The sequence below is a fragment of the Yersinia sp. 2466 StPb PI genome (assembly GCF_041538325.1).
GTDB classification, from domain to species: Bacteria; Pseudomonadota; Gammaproteobacteria; order Enterobacterales; family Enterobacteriaceae; genus Yersinia; species Yersinia enterocolitica_E.
Map to the genome: position 1 here is coordinate 2,376,082 of NZ_JAULSL010000001.1, position 26,596 is coordinate 2,402,677.

A 26,596-nucleotide genomic window follows, 5' to 3' on the forward strand; every position below is an offset into this window, starting at 1 on the left:
TCAGTTATTACAGTAACGGGCTGAAAAAGTAGAATAATCGTTCAGTAACGCGATGCCAGAGAGGGCGTTTATTCCACAATTCACCATCTAACAGTACCGAGCGGGCAATGTAGTCGTCCTGAACTTGCGCCAAATCTGCACCAAAACCATCATCATCAATGACCAGCGTGATTTCAAAGTTCAACCATAAGCTGCGCATATCCAGATTGACCGTACCAACCAAACTTAGTTGACCGTCGACCAGCACACTTTTGCTGTGCAATAGGCCACCTTCAAACTGATAAACTTTAACGCCCGCTTCCAACAATTCTGAGAAGAATGCCCGGCTAGCCCAACGGACCATCATCGAGTCGTTGTCTCGAGGAACAATAATGCTGACATCAACACCACGTTGTGCTGCGGTACAGATGGCATGCAGCAGGTCATCGCTAGGCACGAAATATGGCGTCGTCATGATTAACTGCTCACGGGCTGCATACACCGCCATTAATAATGCCTGATGAATCATTTCCTCAGGGAATCCAGGGCCAGAGGCAATAACCTGAATGGTATGACCGCTCTCTTCTTCAAACGGCATGATATTAGTATCAGGCGGCGGGGGTAGAATACGTTTGCCGGTTTCAATCTCCCAGTCGCAGGCATATACGATACCTATGGTGGTGGCTACCGGGCCTTCCATCCGTGCCATCATATCGATCCATTGACCTACGCCGGCATCTTGCTTGAAAAACCGAGGATCAACCATATTCATGCTACCGGTGTAAGCAACATAATTATCAATCAACACAATTTTACGGTGTTGACGCAAATCCATTCGGCGCAGAAAGACCCGGAACACATTGACTTTGAGTGCTTCGACCACCTCAATCCCAGCATTGCGCATCATCGCCGGATAGGGGGTGCGAAAGAATTGTTGGCTACCGGCGGAGTCCAGCATCAATCGGCAATGAACACCTCGGCGCGCTGCCGCCATTAACGATTCGGCAACTTGATCAACCAAGCCACCAGGCTGCCAGATATAGAACACCATCTCGATATTATGACGGGCCAGTTCAATGTCACGTACCAGTGCTTTTAATGTGTCATCGGTGGTGGTCAATAACTGTAATTGATTACCTTTAACGCCGCTGATGCCTTGGCGGCGTTCACATAATTGGAATAATGGGGTAGCGACTTCGCTATTTGAAGTGGCAAAAATGTGTTGGCAGTCTTTCAGTTCACTTAACCAGCGAGCAGTGGATGGCCACATCGCTTTTGCTCGCTCAGCACGGCGCTTGCCGAGATGAAGTTCACCAAATGAGAGATACGCAATTATCCCAACTAACGGCAGAATATAAATAACCAGCAGCCATGCCATAGCCGAAGGAACGGCTCTGCGTTTCATCAGAATACGCAATGTTACCCCGGCAATAAGCAACCAATAGCCAAAAACCGAGAGCCAACTGATTACGGTATAAAATGTTGTCATAAGGGCGGAAGTCCTGTTCACAAACGGTCACTAAAGAGTGTACGCACAGTATTGCAAAGGCGAAACCTTTAATCAGATATATTACTGGATAAAATCTTTTAAGCTAAAGGACTTGCAACGGGGAATTAAATATTTAACGGGATTTTTTTAATCTTCCCACGCTGAGCTAAATAAGCTATTTGGACTAAACCCACGATTTCGCCGTGCAGCGGCTTGGCTCACAAGATGAAAGGTTTATAATAGCCCAGTTCTCAGCTTTGGAAGAATTGTTTCATGAGACGGAGTAAGAATGAGGTGGGCCGTTGGCGTATGCTGCGGCAAAATCAGCGCCGAAGAAATCGCTGGCTTGAAGGTCAATCACGGCGCTATCGCCATATCTATTGTGTCAGGCAGCTCCACGAGCATCAGCATCGTCGGGCGCTATTGTTCACTGTAGCTTATGAATGGTAGTCCGCTGTGGTAGTAATAAAAACAGTCTCTTTATGAGGCTGTTTTTGTTTTAATCATAGTAAACACTGAGCTTTTATTAACTTCCCACCACAAAATATCTCATATTATACTTGCCGGAACTGAGCTGTTGCAGATGAACTTGTCAATAATTTGTTGCTGGCGTTAAATTCTGGAATGATATTTTCTACTTTAAATAGTGTTTTTCTTCGCAGAAAAATCACTCCTATCCTAAATTATCAAAATGCGATAATTCTGATGTTACTACTAATAATAAAAGGTGCAGAATAGTCATTTATAAGTTTATTTCACATCAGAATGACATCGCGCTACCATATATATTAGGTCGCTTCGTTCTAATCATTCAGTTTCAGGGGTGTTACTGTTTGGTTGTTCGAAGCGACCATTCTCCTATGAAATAAATGATTATGAAATAATAACATTGATAATCATCATGATTAAATAATACTTTCTTATCTATCAATGGGTTGATCAGAGTGGTTGCTACTTTTGGGAATCTCTTATATCGTTTTTAGTGATCAATAATAAAAAATTGATCAATTTTATCAATTGATCAATACTGCTGTTCTAATCAAATAAAAGGGTTTTACTGTGGATAGCAGGCTAAACATTGCAGTTGATTGCACTTTTATCTGTGAACCAGTTTACTGGCAGAATGGTAAGTTATTTGCTGTGGAGTTATTGAGTCGGTTCACAACGGCCTCTTTTAAATCGCCTATTTATACTGAGCGCTTCCTTCATCAACTTAATGCTCAAATGAAGGCTAAGCTGCTGTTTGACCAATTATGTGCGGTAAAATCACAGCAGAAATGGTTTATTGACCAACAAATAATACTCTCAATTAATATAGATTTTGATATGGCTCAGACGGTGCTGTATGACGAAGATGTCATATCATTGTTAGCTATGATGCCCTTTATCCGGCTAGAAATAATGGAGAGTTTTCCCAATCTCAGCGATGGGCCGAAGAACACACTATTAAGTAAGCTGGCTGAACGATATTCATTATGGTTGGACGATTTTGGTAGCGGTAATGCTCACCTGGCGGCCGTTGCCAGTGGGTTCTTTGAATGTGTCAAAATTGATAAGCACTTTTACTGGCAATGGGGGGGAAGTGCCACGTTCGATAACCTGCTGACACGACTTCGTGAGCACTGCCAGTGCGTGATAGTTGAGGGGGTAGAAACTCATCAACAGCTTACTCAGTTATCTGATCTCGGGGTGGATGCCATGCAAGGTTATCTATTTAGTTCATTTCCGTTGATTGAGGTGGAGAAGTTGTCGCTCGAATAAAGCTAAATTTTTCCGATAGGACATCAACTTAGGGTACTTTTTGTAGTGGATATCACAGTTATATCTGGCTGATGAGTGGATGATAGAGTCCCTATTTCGGTAAAGGCTATAGTTCATGTCTCAATATAAATTAGCTAAAACAGTATTCTTCGGGGATTTAAAAGTTAGCACCGCACTTTATAAGTACGAGATTTATTGTGAAGAATCTGAGCTGGTATACCATGCTGCTATTTATTCTGAGCAAGTCATTGCTGCTGGCAAACACACTTATCCGGTTTGGGTAAGAAAAGACCATATGATTTTAAAAGCACCGGCGCATATGCTGGATAAAGCAGTTGAGGCATGCGAAGAGCATTGGCTGAAGCACTACAAAGCTTAAGGCGGCGTTAACGTCTTTGTTCTGGCTGGTAGTATAAAATCAAATACGCCTGTATTCAGGCGTATGATCAAGTTGACTATTGTTTACCACCACAGCGCAAAACAATCTGTGTGGTTAATCAAATAACTCTGAGAGGAAACTTTTATTTTTGTAGTGTTTAGGCTTTGCATATCCGTGATTATCGCGTTCACGTTCTCTGGTGTCAGAGTATGGCGCTGATGTTGATGTCGGTGTACTTTCAGCCGATTTTTCAATGATTTTATCCAGTTCTCCGCGATCCAGCCATACACCACGGCAATTAGGGCAGTAATCGATCTCAATGCTCTTACGTTCAGACATCACCAGTTGGGTATCTTTGCATACTGGACACTGCATAGTCTTCATCTCCGCATTTAACAAAATGACTCAACGTCACGATAGAAAAATCGATATCTGATTAGACAATGATTCTCAGTAATTATAAGTAAAGATAATTAAATACATGTAATCGCCTGACGAGATGGCTACATGCAACCGACTTTGTCTATGGCTGGATAGATGTTAGACATCTGTAGTGATTCAGAATACCCGTTTATAGGGTTTTACAATAACCGACTGATACACACCAGCCGCGCTATAAGGGTCTTGTTCCGCCCAGTATTCAGCCTCTTGTTGCGAGGCAAATTCGGCGATAACAGTCGATCCAGTAAATCCGGCAGCACCGGGGTCTGCGCTATCAATGGCTGGGTTCGGGCCTGCTGTCAGTAGGCGACCTTGATCCTGCAATACTTGCAGGCGGGCCAGATGTGCAGGGCGAACGGATAAGCGCTTATCAAGTGAATCAGGGACATCCGTTGCAAAGATTATATAAAGCATGTTTCACCTTTAAAATTATCATACCCGTCATACTGCAAGCTGCATTGGCTGCCTTCCTGCAACTCGAATTATTTAGGGTATATACCTCAATATGATGATTTGTATTCGTTGCGCCATAACACCATGTTCTATCCATAAATTCAATAAGGTGCAGAAAGGGCGGCATCTAAAATTCTCAGATGAATACACCGGTAGTTAATAATGAAATAAAATGATAACTAAGCGTAACGAGAAAGTATTATTTGGTTGATATTGCCGTTTAAAGCATCATTTAAGGCTGTTGAGGAAGATTGTTTGCGGTTGCTTATTGAATATGATTGCTATTTGCATTTACACTTAGCTGCATTAGAGGACATTGAATTATTATGCAGCTAAATAAATTTTTCCTGGGTCGACGGCTTACATGGCCAATCGTATTTTCAGTTGGTTTACATGGCAGCGTAGTTGCGGCATTACTGTACGTTTCTGTCGAGCAAATGAAGGTACAACCTGAAATAGAGGATGCACCGCTGGCCGTTACGATGGTCAATATAGCGACCTTTGCCGCACCACAACCAGCGGCGGCGGAGCCACAGGCCGAACCGGAACCCGTTGAAGAAACACCGCCAGAGCCTGAGGTGTTGCCAGAACCTGTTCCTGTACCGATTCCTGAACCGGTGAAGCCGAAACCAAAGCCCAAGCCTAAACCGGTGAAAAAAGAAGTTAAAAAGCCGGTAGTGAAAAAGACCGAAGCACCACCGGATGACAAGCCGTTTAAATCTGATGAGCCAGCACTGGTTGCCAATAATGCGCCGGTAAAAGCCGCGCCGAAAGCGTCAGTCCCGGGGGCATCAACCACGGCTGGGCCAAGAGCCTTGAGTAAGGCGAAGCCAACTTATCCGGCAAGGGCACTGGCTTTGGGGGTCGAAGGGCAGGTTAAGGTCCAATACGATATTGACGAAAATGGTCGTGTCACTAATGTGCGCGTTTTGGAAGCGACGCCGCGTAATACCTTTGAGCGTGAGGTGAAGCAAGTGATGCGTAAATGGCGATTTGAAGCGGTTGCGGCTAAAGATTATGTCACCACCATTGTGTTCAAGATCGGCGGCAATATGGAAATGAACTAAGGTTATTATGATATTACTCAGTCTGCTATTGAGTAATCAGCAAATATCATAATAAGAAAAGGGTCGCTGTTATACAGGGCGACCCTTTTTTTGCGTCAGGACAAACTCGGCCAACGGTTATTGCGTTGCGCCAACCTCGAAATTCCCTCTGCCGTTAGGTAGCGCACGGGCTTTACCGGCATCATCCACCGCTACATAGGTAAATACCGCTTCAGTGGCACGATAGCGCTGCCCGATTGGCTCAGAAGAGACCTTTTTCACCCAGACTTCAATATTGATGGTAATTGAGCTACGGCCGGTTTTAATACAGCGGGCATAGCAACAAACCACATCGCCCACAGCGACTGGCTTGAGGAAGGTCATCCCATCCACCCGAACAGTGACAACTCGCCCTTGAGCTATCTCTTTGGCCTGAATGGCTCCGCCAATATCCATTTGTGACATTAACCAACCGCCAAATATATCACCATTAGCATTAGTGTCTGCGGGCATTGCAAGGGTACGAAGTACCAATTCACCATTAGGTAATGATTGCTCACCGCGAGGTGATAATTGTTCCTGAGTCATCTCTGCCTACTTCTAAAAGTAAATCTATTCACCTGGAATGGCTCACTGAAATTTCAATAAGCGCAAATATACCAACGTCATTGAGGCCGCAGGGCGATGCCTGTCTGCAGTCTCAATGACGTTGGGAGCTATTATTTAAGATTATGACTTTTTCTGTTCTTCCGGCATATGCCGGTAAATATAAACGCCACTGATCAATGTGAATATCAGGGTGAGTGCGGTTAAACCAAAGACTTTAAAGTTTACCCAAATATCTTGCGGTAACCAGAACGCGACATAAATGTTCAGCAGGCCACAAGCTAAGAAGAACAGCGCCCATGACATATTCAGTGTTGACCATACCGCATCTGGTAGCGTTAGCTCTTTACCCAGCATGCGCTGAATCAATGGTTTTTTCATAACCCATTGGCTTATTAACAAAGCAACAGCAAACAGTGCATATAACACCGTCACTTTCCATTTAATGAATAAGTCGCTGTGGAATGTGAGCGTCAAGGTCCCGAATACCAGCACCATAACAGCGGTAACTAATGTCATCTTTTCTACTTTACGGTACTTAACCCAAGTAAAAGCTAACGCGAGTAGTGTCGCGACAATCAGTGCCCCTGAGGCGACAAAAATGTCATACATCTTGTAGAAAACGAAAAATACGACCAGCGGGAGAAAATCTAAAAGTTGCTTCATGAATCAATCCATCATTTGTACACAGCCCGACTATACCGGATTCAGTGGTGTGAGGGTACCAGCGGTAAAATACTATTATCCTTAATTATCCGTCGGAATGCGCGCTCTGCCAGTGGAATTTGCAGAAACTTACGATAAACAAGTAACAGATTTTGTCAGCATATTGCCAGTAGTGCGTTAACCCAGCATGATGAGTAATAATTATTGGGTTAGGTGTTGTGGAGTAAATATGCAGAGAAGATCACTTCGGTACTGGATGCCGGGTTTGACCCAATTGATGGCGTATGAACGTGAATGGCTCAAACCCGATGTCAGGGCGGGTCTATCCGTGGCCGCAGTCGCATTACCTATTGCTATTGCTTATGCTGAATTGACGGGGGTTAGTGCCGCTGTTGGTTTGTACTCCTGTATTTTGCCGATGATTGCCTACGCTTTCTTTGGTTCATCGCGACAATTAATCGTCGGACCTGATGCGGCAACTTGTGCGGTGATTGCCGCTGTGGTCGCGCCACTGGCTGCGGGGAGCAGTGAGGTGCATTGGCAGCTCACCATCATGATGACATTGATGATGGGCACATGGTGTCTGGTGGCCAGTCGTTTCAAACTGGGGGCTTTGGCTGATCTATTATCCCGGCCAATATTGACCGGGTTACTTAATGGGGTGGCAATTACCATTATTGTCGATCAGCTCGGTAAGGTTTTTGGTTTTATGACCCGCCCCCCACAACTGATTGAGCGGGTACTGGCATTACCCCATAATTTAATTAATAGCCATTTGCCCACCGTCGCCATTTCACTACTGACTTTTGTGGTGCTGTATGGTGTTAAGTGGTTACGACCAAACTGGCCTGCACCGCTGTTGGCGATCGTCATGGCGACCTTTGTTTCCTGGGCTGCCAATATGCAGCAATTTGGTGTGGCGGTGGTCGGCGGGTTCGATGGTGGCTTGCCAATGGTGCATTGGCCTGATTTCCAACCCGGCCTGCTGCGCGATATGGTTATCCCGGCACTTAACCTGGCCGTGGTCAGTTTTGTTAGCATGATGCTGACCGCGCGTAGTTTTGCCGCCAAAAATGGTTATGAGGTGGATGCCGATGTAGAACTGCGCGCCTTGGGTATTACCAACATTGTTTCAGCGCTATCACAAGGTTTTGCTATCAGTGGGGCCAGTACCCGTACAGCCGTAAATGACGCCAATAATGGCAAAAGCCAGTTGGTTTCTATTATTGCTGCGTTGATGATTGCGATGGTGTTGCTGTTTTTAACCCGACCGTTGCAATTTATCCCGATCGCAGCGCTGGGCGTGGTGCTGATTTATGCTGCCTGGTCACTGCTGGGATTCAGGAGTTTATGGCAATTACGTAAACGTAATACTCAGGCTTTCTATTTAGCGATATTTACTTTTGTCAGCGTAGTATTGGTCGGCGTGATTAGTGGTATTGGATTGGCGGTACTATTGGGGCTATTGCAGTTCCTGCGCACGGTATTCCGCCCAACAGAACAGTTATTAGGGGTTAATGCTGATGGTATGATCCATTCAATGCGTAGCGGCAATGGGATCAAACCTGTACCCGGCGTGATGATTTATCGTTTTAATTCACCTCTGACCTATTTTAACGTGGCGTACTTTAAGCGGCGGATTTTGAATTTGGTTGACAGCACCCCCCATCAGGCAGATTGGGTGGTTATTGATGCGGTTGCCAGTTTTACCTATGCCGATATCAGTGTTCTATCGGCGATTGATGAGCTTAAACGTGACCTGAAGCAACGCAATATTAAGTTGATACTGGCGGGAAGACGTACCGAACTAACACGCTGGTTTAGAGTTAATAAATTGAAAAGTCAGGATAATGACCTAATTCTGGTACCGGATCTCTATCTGGCACTAAAACTGATTCAAAGTAAGCAGCGGGTGGCAGAGAAACAAGAACCAGAGATAGGTGCCGAGCCTGAAGTTAGTGCATAGGTATCAATCATTGATGAACAAAAAGGGCCGTAATGGCCCTTTTTGCTTTTACTTGGCGGGGTACTTACTCCGCTGGAGTGGCAGGGCGCAACAACATATATAAACGGAACAAATACACCAGCAATAATGCAGAAACCAGATTGCTAAGCGCACTTAAAATAATAGTCGCAATCGGTGTTGGCAAAATAGTCAGGTGGCTTACCAGATACAACAGAATCAATTTGGCCGCTATCCACAGCATCATCGCAGGGATGATTAACCGCACATTGGCAAATGCCAATTTAATACTGACTCTTATGGCCGAGAAAACACCTACTTTCTCTGTGGTCACGATGATCGGTGAGAGTGATAACGCGACAGCAATGACCACACCAGGCACGATAAATATTGTTAATCCTAACTGAATCAACAAAGTACCGATAAACATCAGCAGCAGTAAGCGAGGCAAGATCGGTACTGAAATACCAATAGCTTGCAATGCACTGACCCGACGGCCCATCGATACCATAGAAATCAGGGTTAGCATTCCACCGACTAATAACACGTTACCGACTAAGGCAGAAAAGGTCGCCGCCGCAGAGACTTTAAGCAGCACCATCTGCTGCTCCGGTGTCATCTGCGATACTATCTCACTGATACTGACACTTGCTGATGACGCAATATCACTGTCCGCAGCACTTAAAATACCCAGTTGTTCAGCATCAGGGATAAATGCCTGATTCAGCATGACGGTAATGAACGCAGTCAGTAAAGCCAGCAGCAGGATTGCCGGCAGTTGATTACGTAAAAAGTTAAAACTGTCACGGTATAAACTGTTAGCCGTGATAGGCATGAAAGCTCCTTGGGATCGAAAAAATAGCGCTAGCCGATGATTATACCTTGTTATGAGGCGCTGTGGGATCCTGTCATTAATCTAGTAGTGATTTCTTCTAATCTGATTACCTCGACGTTATCAATAGCTAACGGTGGTAACTCATAGTGCGCACGGGCGCGGTCACAGTGCGGATTATGAATTCCGGCATCCCCTGAGCGTTCAAATTCATAACAGGGTGGTGGGCGGTCGCCATAAATTGTACAGGAAACAGTGTGACCGACTTCACCTTGAAGTGCACTGCAACGGGGGGATTTACAGTTAGTACCGGACATACAGCTTATAAAGGGTGTGACTTGTTCGGTCATGGCGTTGGGCACTGTACCGCCTCCCTCTTTGGCTTCAGCCCAATAGAACGACACTCTAAAATAGGCGCAACACGCACCACAGTTCTGACACGGATTAATTTCAGCGTTCATCTTGAATCTACTGCTCCTTACAAAGTAAACAGCCAACCGATCGCGATTTCACACATACAACATCCAAGCATAGCAGCATGACAACAGTTCCATTTTTCATCAATGACTGTCAGCACAATTTGCGGCTAAATGGTTTTTATGATCCAGATCAATTTCAATATTATTAAGGAATTAAATAACCTTACATAAAATAGGATTTATTTAATTTGTTACCAAAGATGTGATCTCGATTGGATCATGAATACTCATTTATGGGTATATTTTGCTCGCGAATATACCTACAAATGGAATGGATAATGAAAAAAGTCACTTTGGCATTGTTAGCTGTAGCAGCTCTGGCTCCCATTGCGGCAAGCGCGCATCAAGCAGGCGATTATATTTTCCGGGCAGGGACAGCAACAGTCAGACCAAATGCCGGGTCTGATGATGTATTAGGTTACGGTTCCTTCAAAGCGGATAACAATACTCAGTTAGGGCTGACCTTCAGCTATCTGATTACTGATAACATCGGTGTAGAATTGCTGGCTGCTACGCCGTTCCGCCATAAAATTGGTCTGGAGGCAACCGGTACCATTGCTGAAGTTAAGCAATTGCCGCCAACCTTAATGGCGCAATACTATTTCCGCGATAAACAAGACAAACTGCGCCCGTATCTGGGCATCGGCCTGAACTACACCACCTTCTTTGATGAGAAATTTAATAACACAGGGCAAGGTGCCGGTTTGACGGATTTAAGTGTTAAAGATTCGTGGGGTATTGCTGGGCAAGCGGGTATGGACTACATGGTCAGTGAAAACTGGATGCTGAATATGTCGGTCTGGTGGATGAATATCGAAACTGACGTGAAATTCAAAGCCGGGGGTGAAGAGCAAAGTATTCATACCCGTCTTGATCCATGGGTGTTTATGTTTGGCGCGGGCTATCGTTTCTAATTACCCTTCGCTCTTGCCGCTGCAGGGGGGTTAGCTGCACTCACTTACCCGAATCACTGATGTGATTGCGGGGGGCCTACAAAGGAGGCGCGAAGAGCGCCTCCGAACAGGGGATTATTTGATTTGCATTCTATCACTAACAGATTTCACCCCAGGTACGGTACGGGTGATCTGTACTGCACGGTTTGCATCCTGACGCGAACTAACAAAGCCGCTTAACTGGACCCGTCCTTTAAAGGTCTCAACACTGATTTCAGTAGATTTAAGATTCTTCTCACCCAGTAACGCCGATTTTACCTTGGTGGTCACCACAGTATCATCCAGATATCCACCTGTGCCTTCAGATTTAGGTGTTGGTGCACAGGCTGCTACTGCCATTGCCATGATTACTACAATACATAAGGCTGAAAGGGTCTTAAAAAGCTTCATAAATTACTCTCCATGTTTGCCAATAATTTAACAGGACATTACGAAAAAAATAACTTGTTGAAAGCGTTATTAACACATATTGACGTCATGCTACTGATCACTCATCGCATCCAAAATGTAAAGAAATGCTTAGGGCGTTACATAATTATTGGTTATGAATAGTGTTAATTCAAATTTGCAGCAGATATATAGAATGGCAGGCGAGAAGTTCGAGCGAATATAGCGCCTGATCGGAACCGACAATCAGGCGCTGGTGGTGAGATTAACCGCGAGTTGCCGCTTTCATTTCAGTCACAAAACGCGACAACTGGGCTAACATCTCAGCGGGCTGTGAGACATTATTTTCAATGATTTTTACAATCGCGGAGCCTGAAATCGCACCGGCCGCACCGGCTGCCAGACTGGTCTTCACTTGTGCTGGCTCTGAAATACCAAAACCTTGTAGTGCTGGGGCGGCATTATATTCACGCAGTTTATCAATCAGATGATTCAGCGCAAGCTGACCGTGATTCTCAGCACCGGTGACACCCGCACGTGACAATAGATAGGTGTAACCACGGCCATGAGAAGCTATCTCGCGCAGTAAATCATCGTCCGCATTGGGTGGGCAGATAAAGATAGGCGCAATCCCATGGCGCAGTGCCGCTGCGCGGAACGGGGCTGACTCTTCAAAAGGGACGTCAGCAATGAGCACTGAATCGACACCGACAGCAGCACAACGCTGGTAGAAACTATCAATTCCATTGTGGAATACCAGATTTGCATACATCAGTAGGCCAATGGGAATAGCGGGGTGTTTTTTACGGATTTCCGCCAGCATTTCAAAGCAGATACCGGGTGTCACGCCAGCGGCAAAAGCCCGCAATGCTGCATTTTGAATGGTTGGGCCATCTGCAAGTGGATCAGAGAATGGTATACCCAGCTCCAACGCATCGGCACCTGCGGCAATTAATGTATCAATAATCTCTAAAGATAGAGCCGGTGTTGGATCCCCTAGCTGTACGAAAGGAACAAATGCCCCTTCTTTTTTGGCTGCCAACTGATTGAAAAGTTGCTGATAACGCTCCATTAAATCTCTCCCCGTGCTTTCAGAATATCGTGAACGGTGAAAATGTCTTTATCACCACGCCCGGACAGATTCACTACCAATATCTGTTCTTTTTCCGGCGACGCTTTAATCATTTTTAAGGCATGGGCCAAGGCATGGGAGGATTCCAGTGCTGGAATAATTCCCTCTTTGCATGACAGCGCTTTAAAGGCATCGAGTGCTTCGTCATCGGTAACGGAAACATAATCAGCACGACCAATGCTATTTAAATAAGCATGCTGTGGCCCTACGGATGGGAAGTCTAACCCCGCAGAAATTGAGTAAGATTCTTCGATTTGGCCGTCACTGGTCTGCATCATCGGCGATTTCATACCGAAATAGATGCCTACTTTACCGTGTTTGAGTGGTGCACCGTGCTGGCCGGTTTCAATACCCAGCCCTGCCGGCTCAACACCAATCAGAGCAACACCTGGCTCATCGATAAAATCAGCAAACATACCAATCGCATTCGAGCCGCCACCGACGCATGCCAGCACCACATCCGGCAGACGGCCTTCCCGGGCTAACATCTGCGCTTTGGTTTCTTCGCCAATCATCCGTTGGAATTCACGCACGATAGTCGGGTAAGGGTGTGGGCCTGCTGCGGTTCCCAACATATAGTGGGCGGTTTCGTAGCTGCCAGACCAATCGCGCAGTGCTTCATTACAGGCATCTTTCAAGGTGGAAGAACCGCTGTGCACTGGGATCACTTCAGCCCCCATCAGGCGCATACGGAACACGTTGGGTGACTGGCGCTCAATATCTTTGGCACCCATGTAAATACGGCATTTCAGGCCGAGCAGGGCGCAAGCCAGTGCTGACGCTACCCCATGTTGACCTGCGCCGGTTTCCGCAATGATTTCGGTTTTACCCATGCGTTTGGCCAATAAGGCCTGACCCAAAACCTGATTGGTTTTGTGCGCGCCGCCGTGCAGCAGGTCTTCACGTTTCAGGTATAACTTGGTTTTTGTCCCAGCGGTCAAATTCTGACACAGGGTTAGCGCGGTCGGGCGACCAGCATAGTTCTTTAACAGATCCTGAAATGCTGCCTGGAACTCAGGGTCCAGTTGAGCACTGACAAAAGCCTCTTCCAGTTGCTTCAATGCTGGCATCAAAATCTGCGGCACATACATGCCACCGAACTCGCCAAAATAAGGATTAAGTGTGGTCATTTTTCTGTCCTATGGGGTTACTAAAGTGTGTCCATGAATCATGAATAAAGTTAGCCAGCAAAATTATCCATCAGTAAGCGCGTAACGTCTGGAATACAGCGGCGATCAGTTGTGGATCTTTGATGCCGGGGGCACTTTCTACACCGGAATTGAAATCAAGACCGGCACAACCCAGTTGGGCTGCTGCACAACAGTTGTCAGCGCTTAGCCCACCCGCCAGCAGCACATTATCCAGCGGTTGACCGGCCAGTAATGACCAGTCAAAGCGTTGACCGGTGCCACCGTTGCCGTGGTCCAGAACATAACGCTCGACATGCTGTGAGTTGCGTTGCGGTACACTATCGTCAACACGCAACGCCTGCCAAATTTGGCAACTGGCAGGCAGTATCGCCCGCAGTTGATTGATATAGCTCTGATCTTCTTGCCCGTGCAACTGCACTGCCACCAGCGACAGGCGCTCGGCTGTTTGCTGCACAGTTTCAATTTTGGCATCACGGAATACGCCAACATACTTCAATGGTGCGCCGCTAATCACAGTCCGTGCTTTGGCGATATCCACATAACGCGGTGAACTGCCAACAAAGATTAAACCACCATAGACGGCACCTGCTTGATAAGCTGCGGCGGCATCTTGAGCGCGGGTCAGGCCGCAGACTTTATTTTCACCGAGTAACACACGGCGCACCGCAGCATTGAGATCGGGTTCAGACATCAACGCGCTGCCAATCAGGAACCCGTTGGCAAAGTGACTCAGTTCGCGCACCTGTTGGTAATTATTAATACCTGACTCGCTAATAACCGTGACACCTTTTGGCAGCCGTGGGGCCAGTTCGCGGGTGCGATCAAGGCTTATCGACAAGTCACGCAGATCCCGGTTATTAATACCGACCACTTTGGCACCCAATGCTATTGCCCGATCCAGTTCTTCAGCATTACTGGCCTCGGTCAACACCCCCATATTTAGGCTGTGTGCTACGGCGGCCAGTTGGCGATAGCTGTCATCATCGAGCACCGATAGCATCAGTAAAATGGCGTCAGCCTGATAAAAACGCGCCAATTGAATCTGATAGGCGTCGATAATAAAGTCTTTACACAGCACCGGCTGAGTGACGGCAGCACTGACGAGTGGTAAGAAATCAAAGTTGCCCTGGAAGTACTTTTCATCGGTTAATACCGAGATGGCCGATGCATAATTTTTATAAACTGCTGCAATGTCTGCCGGATTAAAGTTCTCGCGGATAACCCCCTTAGACGGGGATGCCTTCTTACATTCCAGAATAAAAACGGTCTTACTGCCTTGCAGCGCGTGATAAAAGTCGCGCTGGCTCAGGGTAATATCGTTTTGAAAGCTAGCCAGAGGCTGTTGCAATTTCCGAGCGGCAACCCAGATTTCCTTATCGTGCACAATGTGGTGGAGCACGGTTTTATTAAGCCCAGTTTCCTGCATGATTTATCCTCTCGCCGCCAGAGCGGTAACACGATCAAAAGCCTGACCGCTGTGAATCATTTCCAATGCCTGCTGTGCGTTATGGCGCAGGTTTTCCTGACCGTGCAACTTCAGCAATAACGCCACGTTAGCCGCAACGGCTGCGGCGTGTGCCGGTTCACCTTTACCTTGTAACAACCGTGCTAAAATGTCACGGTTTTCTTCCGGTGCGCCGCCTTGTAACGCGCCCAGTGAATAACGGTTCAGACCAAAATCTTCCGGTGCTAATTCATAGCTTTCGATGCTGCCGTTATTCAGCTCAGCAACCTGAGTCGGTGCATGAATCGCCACTTCATCCATTCCCCCACCATGTACCACCGCAGCACGCTGGTAACCCAACACTTGTAGGGTTTGCGCGATGGGTAATACCAACTCAGGGCTGTAAACACCAATCAGCGCCAACGGCGGGCGAGCCGGATTGATTAATGGCCCCAACACATTAAACAGGGTGCGGGTCTTCAACTGCTGGCGAACCGGCATCGCGTGGCGAAAGCCAGTGTGATACTGCGGCGCAAACAGGAAACAAACCCCTAACTCATCCAAGGCTAATCTGGATTGTTCCGCGCTCATGTCCAGGCGAATACCAAATGCGGCCAGCAAGTCTGATGAACCGGAACGGCTGGAAACACTGCGATTGCCATGTTTGGCCACTTTTACGCCACAACTGGCGGCAACAAAGGCGCTGGCGGTAGATATATTGATACTGTTAGTGCCGTCACCCCCGGTACCAACGATATCGGCGAACAGGTAATCCGGGCGCGGGAAGGGCTGTGCATCCGCCAATAAGGCTTGCGCGGCACCCGCTATTTCGGCAGGTGTTTCACCGCGTACTTTCATACTGATTAACGCCGCCGCCAATTGGCTCGCTTCCAGTTCACCTCGCACGATAGAGCTAAACAGGATTTGGCTTTCCGCTTGGGTCAGGGATTTAGCCTGAAACAGTTTTTCCAATAATAATTCTTTTGATAATAATAAGTTTTGCATCTTATAGTCCTTAATTACACCCTACCCAAAGAACATGGTGTTACAGGTGACAGCATGCGAGTAACGAATGTAGCTAACACCGCTACAGCTTCATGTGTGGAGGGCATAATGCCCAGTCCAGCGTCTGCTCAAGCAAACGGGCACCATGGGTGGTTAAAATAGATTCCGGGTGGAATTGGTAGCCACACACCCGATGTGCGTCATGGCGCACCGCCATGACCATCTCACCAAAACGGGCGTTAACGGTTAATTCTGTTGGGATATTGCTGCCCACTAATGAGTGGTAGCGGGCTACTGGCAGCGGATTCGGCATGCCTGCAAACATAGCTTGTCCATCGTGTTCAATGGCCGAGGCTTTGCCGTGCAGTATCTCTCCGGCCTGTCCTACATGGCCGCCATAAGCTTCGACAATGGCCTGGTGGCCAAGGCAAATACCGATAATCGGTAACTGGCCGCGTAGACGTTGCAATAATTCGGGCATACACCCCGCCTGTGCCGGTGTGCCAGGGCCGGGTGAGAGCATCAGCACCGGTTGTTCGAGTTGTTGCAAGCGGGCGATAATGGTATCGGCGGCGATTTGGTTACGGTAAATCACCACCCGATGGCCACTGGAGCGTAATTGGTCCACCAGGTTGTAAGTAAAGGAGTCAATATTATCGAGCAGCAAGATATCAGCCATTAGAAGATCTCCCTGGCATGGTGTGCGCTAGCAATTGCCCGTAGAACCGCACGTGCTTTATTGCGAGTTTCATCGGCTTCGGCCTGTGGAATGGAGTCAATCACCACACCGGCCCCCGCTTGAACCGTGGCGACACCGTCTTCGACATAAGCTGAGCGGATAACAATGCAGGTATCCAAATCGCCGTGTGCGGTAAAGTAACCCACCGCGCCACCGTAACTGCCCCGACGTGCGCCCTCACTGCCAGCAATCAATTGCATAGCGCGGACTTTCGGTGCGCCGCTCAGGGTGCCCATATTCATACAGGCTTGATAAGCATGCAGTACATCCAGATCCTGACGCAGCGTGCCCACTACGCGCGAGACCAAATGCATCACAAAGGAATAGCGGTCAACTTTAGTTAAATCGGCCACATAGCGGCTACCCGGCTCGCAGATGCGGGCTAAATCATTACGGGCTAAATCCACCAGCATCAGATGTTCAGCCAATTCTTTATGGTCAGTGCGCATCTCCAGCTCAATACGGCTGTCTAAATCACGATCCAATTCACCATTGGCACGGCGGCCACGCGGGCGCGTACCGGCAATCGGGTAAATCTCAATCTGGCGGTTGGTGGCGTCATATTTCAGCGCACTTTCCGGTGAAGCACCAAACAGGGAGAATTCGTTATCCTGCATAAAGAACATATACGGGCTGGGATTATGGTCTTTCAATGTTTGGTATGCCGCCAGTGGTGAGGGGCAAGGCAGTGAGAAACGGCGCGAAGGAACAACCTGGAAAATTTCGCCTTCTCGGATTGCTATCTGCAATTGGGCCACCACTGCACCGTACTCTGCGTCTGATTGGTTACACTGTAACGCCATCTCAGGCACTGACTGGGCAGGGATCGGTTGTGGTGCTTGCTGTAGCTGGTGGCTAACTTGTTCTAACCGCTGGGTCAGACGCAAATGTTCGCTAGCGTCGGCGGTAAACAAACTGGCTTGCAACTGCGTCGAGCGATGCTGATGATCCAATATCAACAAGGTTTCGGCTAAATAGAAGCAGAAATCTGGGCAACGTTGGTCCTGGCGCAGCGGGGGTAAATTTTCAAAACCCGCCACCAAATCGTAAGCGAATAGACCACCAATGAATACGGCCTCCCGCTCAGCTTCGGGTGCATCGACCAGTTTTAGTAGCAAACGTAGCGCATCAAAAACCGACAATGACTGTAAACGAGAGTCTTCATCTTGCACTTCGTTAATGATAGGGAAGGTTAATTCACGGCCATTCGGGCGGACTTGAATCTCTACTTGTGGCGGTAACGCAGCATCTAACAGCGGTAATAACGACGCGCCATTGCGACTGAGTGCTTCAATCGTGACTTTCTGCTCAAGGGCGGTAATACGTAAAGCGCTATCAATAATCAGCAGGCTTTTTAAGTTCTGTTTACTGGTCACCTCTGCGGATTCAAGCAGCAGAGTGGCTGGTCGTGCGCCGCAGAGCTGGTGAAACAGCGCGGTTGGGTCATCGCGGTAACACGCCGGGGTGCTCAGTAACTGTAATGTGGGGCGCGAAGTTTGCATCATTTATCTTTCCTGAAAAGTGATTACGCCGAAATCTAACCATAAAAAAGCCCGCTATTAGCGGGCTGAAGCAATCTGCATTGTCTGGTGACTGATATGCGTGATTACATCGCCCGAGAGAGGGAGATGTGCCACCAACGCAGTAAGGAAATCAGGGAAGTTTTCATTATCAGTCACTACTCTCTATGATTGCATTCAGTTTATTCCCCTTGCCCTTGACGCCGTAGGGGGTTAGCTACGTTCACTTGCTGTTTACTCAGACGTTTAAGTGCCCTGTGAACTTGTGTACTAGTTAACTGGTTCATGAGGTAAATGTCAACCCTTGATTGATTGTTTTCTAACAAAGTCTGTGCGGTTATCTATTTCACTTTAATTTCGATACGGTGGCAGAGCACGACTAAGTTTGATTAACGTTAGTGTGTTATTAACAGGTATGATAGCCCGCCACGCTTTTTCGGATTTTTGTTTTGGTTAATAAGACCATTTTGATAAATAAACCTGTTTTGACTGATAACACCACCTTATCTGATAGGGCTGATGCCACCATATCAACGGCCTTTACACTTTATGATTTGCATAGCCATACCACTGCGTCGGACGGCTTGTTAACCCCTTCGGCACTGGTAATAAGAGCAGCGCAGATGCGGGTAGGTGTTTTGGCTATTACCGATCACGATACCACCGCAGGGTTGGCTGAAGCCGCCGCCACCATTGCCCAGCAACAATTGGCACTACGGCTTATCCCTGGGGTGGAAATTTCTACATTATGGGAAAACCACGAGATCCATATTGTGGGATTAGGTATTGATACCCAGCATGCCAGTATTGGCAAATTATTGAGTGAGCAGTCCAACTATCGCTATATTCGGGCGCAGGAAATAAGCGCGCGACTGGAAAAAGCGCGTATTCCCGGTGCCTGGGACGGAGCTAACCGCTTGGCGGGGGGCGGACAGGTAACCCGTGGGCATTTTGCCCGCTATCTGGTGGAGTTGGGGTTGGCGAGTAACGTTGGGCAGGTTTTTAAAAAGTATTTAGCCAAAGGCAAGACCGGTTATGTCCCCGCACAATGGTGTACAATAGAACAAGCTATTGAAGCAATTAAGCAATCTGGTGGGCAAGCGGTACTGGCGCATCCGGGTCGTTACGATTTAACCGCCAAATGGTTGAAACGTTTATTAGCCCATTTTGCCGAGCATGGCGGTGATGCCATGGAAGTTGCCCAGTGCCAACAAGCCCCCCATGAACGAGCGCAGCTTGCACAGTATGCGCGCGACTATAATTTACTGGCATCCCAGGGATCTGATTTCCATCAGCCTTGCGCCTGGATTGAATTGGGCCGCAAATTGTGGCTGCCCGCAGGGGTGGAACCAGTATGGCGTGATTGGCCTGTAGAGCCAGCTAACGCGAACGTTGAATGATGAGGTAGTGTCATGAGTCAATTTTTTTATATACACCCGGAAAACCCTCAGCCGCGACTGATCAACCAAAGTGTTGATGTGTTACGCAAGGGCGGGGTGGTGGTTTATCCGACAGATTCTGGTTATGCCCTTGGCTGCCGTTTAGAAGATAAAGCGGCAATGGAACGTATTTGCCGTATCCGTCAATTAGATGGTAATCATAACTTCACACTGGTGTGCCGTGATTTGTCGGAGTTATCGACTTATGCATATGTTGATAATTCAGCGTTTCGACTTATCAAAAATAATACCCCGGGTAATTACACCTTTATATTGAAGGCGACGAAAGAAGTTCCTCGGCGTTTGATGAATGACAAACGTAAAACTATTGGTTTACGTGTGCCTTCTAACCCTATTGCGCTGGCGTTGCTGGATGTATTAGGCGAGCCTTTGATGTCGACGACATTGATGCTACCGGGTAATGACTTTGCTGAATCCGACCCGGAAGAGATCAAAGACCATCTCGGTAAGCAAGTGGATTTAATCATCCATGGCGGTTCATTAGGGCAGCAACCCACTACAGTTATTGATCTGACTGATTCCTCTCCTGAAGTTATTCGTGAAGGAGCGGGGGACGCCACGCCGTTCCGCTAAATATCTTTAATATCTGGGGTGTTGGATACGGCATAACCGAAAGGTACCGGTATCCAACCCAGATGACATGCTCAATCACGGGTGTTAGAAGGCATATTTCACACTAAGCCCGCCAGCTACACCTTCGCGTTTTCCGCTGTAACCTGACAGTTTCAGGTCCATAGACAGATTCTTTTCTTTAGTCGGTGTGATACGAATGCCCACTTCACCAATGCCCGTGCTCCCTTTAATGCCCGCAGAATCGATATTATCCCCATCGATAGTCCCCTTGGCTTTACCATCAAACTCATATTCATAGGCAACCCCGCCGATAACATCCAGTTTAGGTGTGGCATGATAGGTAACAGTAACGCCGGTATTCACACGCTGTGAGTTCAACGCCGAAAACGTCAGCTTCTCACCCTGGGAATTGGTGACACTGTCACTGCCCACTCGAGTCGACAGGATACTGGCATGGGTGTCTAGTTTCACCGCCGGCGTCATGGCATAGCGATAGCCGGTTTTCAGCTGCCCGCTGACATAAGGTGACGCGCTGTCATAATGGCTCGCAACCCCGCCATTCACACCGAAATCAGCAGAAGAAAAGTCGCTAGATACCCGCCCTGCACGCAGAGAACTGTTGAGGTAAATAGCGTCAGTGAATGCATAGTTGGCAATAATACCTGCACCTTTATAGTCGACATTTCCGTTACTTTTTACACTGGCCAATCCGCTAAAATCATTATAGGCGTCATAGCTACCCCAGCCGGCTTCAAACAGTCCACCGAGGGTGAGTTGCCCCAGATTCTTGGTGATACCGGTGGTCAAAGCGAAGCTATCCATATCAATGTGGGAACCGGTGTTGTAACGGCTCTTGCTGCCGGAGGTAAGACCAAACAGTGCCACCCCATTATCATCACGGTAAAGTTGTGCTATATCCAACCCGGCAAGCAGGTCGCTGCCTTGATTGATTAAAAACATGCCTGGCAGACGGCCTTCCAAATAGGCTTTAGTCTGTGGGTTTGCGTCAAAACCGGTGGTCGGGCCGTTTTCCCGGCTTAATTGGGTTACGCTATCTAACGACGCTTTTACTGCATCATTTTCCCGATACACTCTGATATCCGCCAGTTTTGCCGTACCAATTGTGACTTTTTGCGTGTTATTTAACGTCGGCTCACCCCCGGTGACATTTGAGATAAGCGTAATAGCATCACCCTTGACCAGGTTGCTGTCCTTACTTATACCGGTCACTGCAATAGCCGCATTGTCGATATTAGCCGCGTTAGTCAGTGCAATCAAAACATCATTATTTTTAATATTGTTGTTCAGATAGAAATTATAAAAGGCAAAATTACCGATCTTATTCAGAGTGATAGGGTTGGCGGAAAAATTAAAAGTATTGCCGGTGAAAGCATCACCATATGAGGTTGCGATACCGTCGAACATATCCGCATATCCCCCCCATATTTCACTACTATTAGCGTTAAATATCGGAGCGCCTGACAGCGTAATGGTGTTATTGATTGCAGTGGCATTCTCGGGGGTTGGTGCGCCACCAAAGCTTGAGGCATAACCGCCATAAATAAGGCCACTGAATACACCGCCATTCAGCGTAAGAGTGTTGGCATTACTTTTCACACTGATACTGCTACTTTCTCCTGGGGTTATTTGGTCAATCATGGTGATAGCTTCTGCGTAGCCACCATAAATAGAACCAATAAAGGAACCATCATTAATAACAATTGTATTGCCACTGCTTGAGGCGCTGGCGTTCGCCTGAGTTTTATCTACGCTGTTAGCGCCATAGGCAAAAGCAAACACATTGGTATAGGCATATCCACCATGCACAGGGCCACTAAACGAACCGCCATTAATCGTAATGTTATTGGTATCACTGGTGGCGCGCGCATCAGCCAAACTTCTGGCGATGCTGCCAGTACCGTAGGCGTTTGCCAAAGCATTGCCATTGCTAACAGAATAACCGCCGTAAATATCACCCTTGAACACACCATTGTTAATAATGATCGTATTCATATTACTGCTGGCGTTTGCATAGGCATCACTTTCGGCAATGTGACTTATCGCCATAGCGCTTACCATGGCATCGCTATTGGCATCGGCACTGGCATAACCGCCATAAATATCGCCGTTAAATAAACCATTATTAACGACAACCGTATTATTATTACTTGCCCCATTAGCATCAGCACGGCTCATAACCGCATCAGTATTACTTACGTTAGACGTTGATGCGACAGCATCAGCAGACCCGCCAAGAATAGATTGCAATGTGGCGGATGCGGGCGTATCGACAGTAACAGTATACCCGGAGGCATCGGTGCTCTCTGAACCCTGCGCCAATACGCCAATAATATCAGTACTTGAGGCTGTAGTGACCGTGCAGGCACTATCAGCCGATGTTCTGGCGGGGTCGTTACACTCAATAGCATAAGCACTGGAGGCCGCACCAGTCATTAACGTTGCCATCAGGCAGCGGGTAATAATATTTAATTTTTGGATTGTAATAGGTTTCATATAGATGAATACATCCTGGTAATAATAATGATTACAAGAAAGATAAAATCGGAATAAGAAAACGAAATAGAAATAAGAAGTGAGAAATTGAGAAAAGAAAGGCTTGGTTTTTAATCGGGTTTAAACTCGCCTTATCGAGTTGGAATTAGCACTGCAGATGGCAGTTGATGGAGTACATCTTAAATTGATTTAGATCACAAAATAATCAGACAGGCATCCAATCGGTGTAGGATTATTCTTGTATTGCACGATTTTTATCCATTTTGGCCATGGCACTGTGGATCTCTGGGTAAGTGAAAAGGGTGGTCAGACACTTTTTGAATCCTTGAGTGTGAAATTAGTGTAATATGTCGGGTCACGAACCAGTGTGTGAGGCCGCCTGCACCCTTTTTAGTGCGCCATGCTGTGTTCTAAAATGTATTACATTCAGTGAGTTTCGCTTGATTGCGAGCTTAACTTGTTGATTACAATATATAATTCGACGCCTGTGAAGGCGACATTAGAGGTTGCTCAATGAGCGAGAAGTCAGAAAACCAAAAATTACCAAACTCAAAGCCACAAAGCCCTAAACCGCAGGGCGATAAAATTGTGGGTGAAAAATTACAGAAAGTCTTGGCACGTGCCGGTCATGGTTCGCGTCGGGAAATCGAAACTATTATCCAACAAGGCCGTGTCAGCGTTGATGGTAAAATATCAACGCTGGGTGATCGTGTTGAAGTCACTCAGGCCACCAAAATTCGCCTCGATGGTCATCTTCTTTCTATTAAAGAATCTGAAGAGGCTGTTTGCCGTGTTCTGGCGTATTACAAGCCGGAAGGTGAACTCTGTACCCGTAATGATCCCGAAGGTCGCCCAACAGTATTCGATCGTTTACCTAAACTGCGCGGTTCGCGCTGGGTGGCGGTAGGCCGTCTGGATGTTAATACGTCAGGGTTATTATTGTTCACCACTGACGGTGAACTTGCCAACCGTCTGATGCATCCAAGCCGTGAAGTTGAACGCGAATATGCCGTGCGGGTGTTTGGTCAAATCGATGACGAAAAAATCAAACAACTTAGCCGTGGCGTGCAGTTGGAAGATGGTCCAGCGGCTTTCCGCACCATTAGCTTCCAAGGCGGAGAGGGGATTAACCAGTGGTATAACGTTACGTTGACCGAAGGGCGCAACCGTGAAGTTCGCCGCTTGTGGGAAGCTGTTGGCGTGCAGGTTAGCCGCCTGATTCGTGTGCGTTATGGCGATATTAATTTGCCGAAGGGCCTGCCACGGGGTGGCTGGACCGAATTGGATCTGAAGGCAACTAACTACTTGCGTGAGTTGGTCGAATTGGATTCTGAAACTGTCAGTAAACTGCCTGTTGAGAAAGACCGACGCCGGGTTAAAGCCAATCAAATCCGTCGTGCGGTTAAACGCCACACTGAAGTCGCTGGCCGTCAGGTCGCGGGTCGTCAAGGTTCTGCTCGTAAAAGTTCTACTCGTCAAAATACGGGTAATGCAGCGCCAGCAGCAACGACTGCTCGACGCGGATCTAACAAGCGCGGGTAATTTGTCTAATGGGGAGGGAGCATTTTCTCCCCATCATTGATTTTAAGCATTCACATCCCTCCGTCAGCTATTGTGTTTCTTCCTGAAGTATAAAAAACCACCATCCATCTATTGGATAGTATAATATTTCTATAATAAATGTTTTTACCACATATACACACCGTCAACCACGATAAGATACCGCTAGTCTCTAAATATTCGGCGTGACTATATTGCTCTTGGGGAATACCCCTCGGATTTAAAATCTCAGGAGCATTAATATGAAAAAGTCTCTGTTAACGACCAGCGCGGCTATTTTATTTGTCGTCGGCACCGGATTCTCATCTGTAACTTATGCTTGTGCTGGGCCTCACTCTTACTCTCACTATGGTGACAATTGCCAAAACACGTGTGGTTCGCTCCCTAAACCATTGAAAACAATCTGCTATTTTGACAGCACACAACACCAAGCGCAGTCGTCAAGCCAAGTGGTCCCTGGGATGGCAACACTAACTCCCGCCATTGGGACATTGACCCCGTCAAAAATACCCATGATCCCTCTAGAGAAGTAATTTGGAAAACTGAGTTTGCCAAAAGGGGCCGTAAGTTTAGATCTCATTATATATAGCGAAAAATGCCGCAGATATTGCCTCTGCGGCATTTCATTGGTTTGCATGAATACTGCGAATTACCAGTCAATACCTTGTTGTGCTTTAATTCCGGCATCAAAAGCATGTTTGACCGGGCGTAATTCACTGACGGTATCGGCCATTTCCAACAAATCGCGGTGGCAGCCACGGCCAGTAATAATCACGGTTTGATGGGCAGGGCGCTGTTTGAGGGCGGTGATGACCTCATCAAGTGGCAGATAGTCATAGGCGACCATATAAGTCAGCTCATCGAGCACCACTAAATCCAGGCTTGGGTCTGCCAACATGCGCAAACCGTGCTGCCAAACACCTTGGCAGGCGGCAGTGTCAGTTTCTCTATTCTGAGTATTCCAGGTAAAACCGGTCGCCATAACCTGAAATTCGACCCCATGCTGTTGCAGCAGGTTTTTCTCACCGTTAGGCCATTCACCTTTAATAAACTGAATCACCCCCGCTTTCAGACCATGCCCGACTGCCCGGGTCACAGTGCCAAATGCTGCAGTGGTCTTACCTTTACCGTTACCGGTAAAAATAATCATGATACCGCGTGTTTCTTGTGCTGCCGCAACCCGTGATTCAACCTTTTCTTTTATTTTTTGTTGGCGCTGCTGGTGGCGTTCTTCAGACATAACATGTTCCTTTATTCTGCGGGGCCGGCTTTACGGCCGGGTTGTGCATCGAAACTGATGCCGGTTTTTCTACGGCTATCATCGCTCATGAGATAAAGATATAGCGGCATAATATCAGCAGGTGTTTTTAATTTAGTTGTATCTTCGTCAGGGAAGGCGGATGCCCGCATCTGAGTTCGGGTGCCGCCCGGGTTAATACAATTCACCCGCAAATTGCTGTGTTTATATTCTTCTGCAAGCACTTGCATCATGCCTTCAGTGGCGAATTTGGATACGGCATAAGCGCCCCAGCCGGAACGACCCTGGCGACCCACGCTAGAACTGGTGAATACCAGCGAGGCGCTGTGAGATTTCAATAGTAGCGGTAAAAGTGCTTGGGTAAGCATAAATGTCGCATTTACATTCACTTGCATCACGTCCTGCCAGACGGCTATATTTTGCTGCGCCATCGGAACTATATCACCTAATAAACCGGCATTATGCAACACACCATCCAGATGTGAAACATGCTGACTTAGGGTGTCTGCCAGCTGCTGGCAATCTTGTTCCGATGCATGTAATAGGTCAAGTGGCAGTGTTACAGCGGGCAACCCTTGAGCCTCAGCTATCTGTTGTTGTACCGCCATTAATTTACTTTCAGTCCGGCCAACTAACACCAGACGAGCACCAAAACGGGCATAGGTCAGTGCCGCTTCGCGACCAATACCATCGCCTGCTCCCGTCACCAGTATAGTGCGGTTATTGAGCAGATCGTCTTTAGGTTGATAATGCATAGTTATTCCTCTTACTGGCGGCGGATATTTTATTCAGGCATGCCGCGATAT

Annotated in this window: 27 protein-coding genes and 1 other annotated feature; of the genes, 9 read left to right on the forward strand and 18 right to left on the reverse strand. The window is 47.3% G+C overall.

Features of this window, described 5'->3' with window-relative positions; all coding sequences use genetic code 11:
* Window positions 1–7 precede the first annotated feature (7 nt).
* Window positions 8–1,468 (reverse strand): cardiolipin synthase, encoded by a 1,461-nt coding sequence (gene cls / locus Q2T72_RS10735; protein WP_083158940.1) that lies wholly within the window; start codon window positions 1,466–1,468, stop codon window positions 8–10.
* A 273-nt stretch (window positions 1,469–1,741) separates the two neighbouring features.
* Here cls and Q2T72_RS10740 point away from each other — a divergent pair, with 273 nt between their 5' ends.
* The 3 genes from Q2T72_RS10740 to Q2T72_RS10750 all read left to right on the forward strand — a co-directional run bounded on the left by Q2T72_RS10740 (window position 1,742) and on the right by Q2T72_RS10750 (window position 3,608).
* Entirely contained in the window at window positions 1,742–1,918 is a 177-nt protein-coding gene (locus tag Q2T72_RS10740) for a YciY family protein (RefSeq protein WP_071843552.1), read from the forward strand.
* Window positions 1,919–2,527: 609 nt separating this feature from the next.
* Window positions 2,528–3,229, forward strand: a complete 702-nt coding sequence (locus Q2T72_RS10745; RefSeq protein ID WP_083158939.1) for an EAL domain-containing protein — start codon at window positions 2,528–2,530, stop codon at window positions 3,227–3,229.
* Window positions 3,230–3,344: 115 nt separating this feature from the next.
* Complete coding sequence (locus Q2T72_RS10750; protein WP_083158938.1) at window positions 3,345–3,608, forward strand: hypothetical protein; 264 nt, start codon at window positions 3,345–3,347, stop codon at window positions 3,606–3,608.
* Window positions 3,609–3,722: 114 nt separating this feature from the next.
* Here Q2T72_RS10750 and Q2T72_RS10755 read toward each other — a convergent pair whose 3' ends face one another.
* Both Q2T72_RS10755 and Q2T72_RS10760 read right to left on the reverse strand, forming a co-directional pair.
* Window positions 3,723–3,983: a zf-TFIIB domain-containing protein gene (locus tag Q2T72_RS10755; protein WP_372569141.1), complete on the reverse strand. Its 261-nt coding sequence runs from the start codon at window positions 3,981–3,983 to the stop codon at window positions 3,723–3,725.
* Window positions 3,984–4,166: 183 nt separating this feature from the next.
* Window positions 4,167–4,463, reverse strand: a complete 297-nt coding sequence (locus Q2T72_RS10760; RefSeq protein WP_372569142.1) for a YciI family protein — start codon at window positions 4,461–4,463, stop codon at window positions 4,167–4,169.
* A gap of 365 nt (window positions 4,464–4,828) precedes the next feature.
* On the opposite strand from Q2T72_RS10760, the gene tonB reads away from it, so the two are divergent.
* On the forward strand, window positions 4,829–5,569 hold the full coding sequence (gene tonB / locus Q2T72_RS10765; protein ID WP_372569143.1) for a TonB system transport protein TonB: 741 nt from the start codon (window positions 4,829–4,831) through the stop codon (window positions 5,567–5,569).
* A gap of 117 nt (window positions 5,570–5,686) precedes the next feature.
* On the opposite strand, the gene yciA is transcribed toward tonB, so the two are convergent.
* Complete coding sequence (gene yciA, locus Q2T72_RS10770; RefSeq protein WP_050110472.1) at window positions 5,687–6,136, reverse strand: acyl-CoA thioester hydrolase YciA; 450 nt, start codon at window positions 6,134–6,136, stop codon at window positions 5,687–5,689.
* A 141-nt stretch (window positions 6,137–6,277) separates the two neighbouring features.
* On the reverse strand, window positions 6,278–6,820 hold the full coding sequence (locus Q2T72_RS10775) for a septation protein A (protein ID WP_083158934.1): 543 nt from the start codon (window positions 6,818–6,820) through the stop codon (window positions 6,278–6,280).
* Window positions 6,821–7,049: 229 nt separating this feature from the next.
* Here Q2T72_RS10775 and Q2T72_RS10780 point away from each other — a divergent pair, with 229 nt between their 5' ends.
* On the forward strand, window positions 7,050–8,786 hold the full coding sequence (locus tag Q2T72_RS10780; protein WP_083158933.1) for a SulP family inorganic anion transporter: 1,737 nt from the start codon (window positions 7,050–7,052) through the stop codon (window positions 8,784–8,786).
* A 64-nt stretch (window positions 8,787–8,850) separates the two neighbouring features.
* Here the strand turns inward: Q2T72_RS10780 and Q2T72_RS10785 are convergent, their stop codons facing one another.
* Window positions 8,851–9,618 (reverse strand): YciC family protein, encoded by a 768-nt coding sequence (locus tag Q2T72_RS10785; RefSeq protein WP_083158932.1) that lies wholly within the window; start codon window positions 9,616–9,618, stop codon window positions 8,851–8,853.
* A 50-nt stretch (window positions 9,619–9,668) separates the two neighbouring features.
* Window positions 9,669–10,076 (reverse strand): YkgJ family cysteine cluster protein, encoded by a 408-nt coding sequence (locus tag Q2T72_RS10790; protein WP_372569144.1) that lies wholly within the window; start codon window positions 10,074–10,076, stop codon window positions 9,669–9,671.
* Between the two features lie 296 nt (window positions 10,077–10,372).
* Here Q2T72_RS10790 and ompW point away from each other — a divergent pair, with 296 nt between their 5' ends.
* Window positions 10,373–11,008 (forward strand): outer membrane protein OmpW, encoded by a 636-nt coding sequence (gene ompW, locus Q2T72_RS10795; RefSeq protein WP_083158930.1) that lies wholly within the window; start codon window positions 10,373–10,375, stop codon window positions 11,006–11,008.
* 114 nt (window positions 11,009–11,122) lie between these two features.
* On the opposite strand, the gene Q2T72_RS10800 is transcribed toward ompW, so the two are convergent.
* The 8 genes from Q2T72_RS10800 to trpL form a co-directional block, all read right to left on the reverse strand.
* Window positions 11,123–11,437 carry a BON domain-containing protein gene (locus Q2T72_RS10800; RefSeq protein WP_083158929.1) on the reverse strand — a complete coding sequence of 105 codons (315 nt, stop codon included), beginning with the start codon at window positions 11,435–11,437 and terminating at the stop codon, window positions 11,123–11,125.
* A gap of 262 nt (window positions 11,438–11,699) precedes the next feature.
* A complete protein-coding gene (gene trpA, locus Q2T72_RS10805) occupies window positions 11,700–12,506 on the reverse strand; it encodes a tryptophan synthase subunit alpha (protein ID WP_083158928.1) in 807 nt (268 codons plus the stop codon).
* Entirely contained in the window at window positions 12,506–13,696 is a 1,191-nt protein-coding gene (trpB, locus tag Q2T72_RS10810) for a tryptophan synthase subunit beta (RefSeq protein ID WP_083158927.1), read from the reverse strand. Before trpB ends, trpA begins: the two co-directional genes overlap by 1 nt.
* A gap of 70 nt (window positions 13,697–13,766) precedes the next feature.
* Window positions 13,767–15,143 (reverse strand): bifunctional indole-3-glycerol-phosphate synthase TrpC/phosphoribosylanthranilate isomerase TrpF, encoded by a 1,377-nt coding sequence (gene trpCF / locus Q2T72_RS10815; RefSeq protein WP_083158926.1) that lies wholly within the window; start codon window positions 15,141–15,143, stop codon window positions 13,767–13,769.
* 3 nt (window positions 15,144–15,146) lie between these two features.
* A complete protein-coding gene (trpD, locus tag Q2T72_RS10820) occupies window positions 15,147–16,166 on the reverse strand; it encodes an anthranilate phosphoribosyltransferase (protein WP_050073272.1) in 1,020 nt (339 codons plus the stop codon).
* A gap of 82 nt (window positions 16,167–16,248) precedes the next feature.
* A complete protein-coding gene (locus Q2T72_RS10825; protein ID WP_083158925.1) occupies window positions 16,249–16,845 on the reverse strand; it encodes a gamma-glutamyl-gamma-aminobutyrate hydrolase family protein in 597 nt (198 codons plus the stop codon).
* Window positions 16,845–18,407, reverse strand: coding sequence for an anthranilate synthase component 1 (locus Q2T72_RS10830; RefSeq protein WP_083158924.1), 1,563 nt, complete (start codon window positions 18,405–18,407; stop codon window positions 16,845–16,847). The genes Q2T72_RS10825 and Q2T72_RS10830 overlap by 1 nt, the downstream gene beginning before the upstream one ends.
* Before the next feature lie 41 nt (window positions 18,408–18,448).
* Window positions 18,449–18,550, reverse strand: a sequence feature (Trp leader region).
* A complete protein-coding gene (gene trpL, locus Q2T72_RS10835) occupies window positions 18,512–18,574 on the reverse strand; it encodes a trp operon leader peptide (RefSeq protein ID WP_002227930.1) in 63 nt (20 codons plus the stop codon). Its footprint overlaps the feature before it by 39 nt.
* Window positions 18,575–18,910: 336 nt before the next feature.
* On the opposite strand from trpL, the gene Q2T72_RS10840 reads away from it, so the two are divergent.
* Complete coding sequence (locus tag Q2T72_RS10840) at window positions 18,911–19,825, forward strand: PHP domain-containing protein (protein ID WP_102970556.1); 915 nt, start codon at window positions 18,911–18,913, stop codon at window positions 19,823–19,825.
* Between the two features lie 12 nt (window positions 19,826–19,837).
* Window positions 19,838–20,458 (forward strand): L-threonylcarbamoyladenylate synthase, encoded by a 621-nt coding sequence (locus tag Q2T72_RS10845; protein ID WP_005191561.1) that lies wholly within the window; start codon window positions 19,838–19,840, stop codon window positions 20,456–20,458.
* A gap of 84 nt (window positions 20,459–20,542) precedes the next feature.
* Here the strand turns inward: Q2T72_RS10845 and Q2T72_RS10850 are convergent, their stop codons facing one another.
* Entirely contained in the window at window positions 20,543–22,972 is a 2,430-nt protein-coding gene (locus tag Q2T72_RS10850; protein ID WP_372569145.1) for an autotransporter domain-containing protein, read from the reverse strand.
* Window positions 22,973–23,485: 513 nt separating this feature from the next.
* Between Q2T72_RS10850 and rluB the strand changes: the two genes are divergently transcribed.
* On the forward strand, window positions 23,486–24,514 hold the full coding sequence (rluB, locus tag Q2T72_RS10855; RefSeq protein ID WP_102970413.1) for a 23S rRNA pseudouridine(2605) synthase RluB: 1,029 nt from the start codon (window positions 23,486–23,488) through the stop codon (window positions 24,512–24,514).
* 667 nt (window positions 24,515–25,181) lie between these two features.
* On the opposite strand, the gene cobO is transcribed toward rluB, so the two are convergent.
* Both cobO and Q2T72_RS10865 read right to left on the reverse strand, forming a co-directional pair.
* Window positions 25,182–25,772, reverse strand: coding sequence for a cob(I)yrinic acid a,c-diamide adenosyltransferase (cobO, locus tag Q2T72_RS10860; protein WP_083158920.1), 591 nt, complete (start codon window positions 25,770–25,772; stop codon window positions 25,182–25,184).
* Window positions 25,773–25,783: 11 nt separating this feature from the next.
* On the reverse strand, window positions 25,784–26,545 hold the full coding sequence (locus Q2T72_RS10865; protein WP_083158919.1) for a YciK family oxidoreductase: 762 nt from the start codon (window positions 26,543–26,545) through the stop codon (window positions 25,784–25,786).
* Window positions 26,546–26,596: the final 51 nt, after the last annotated feature.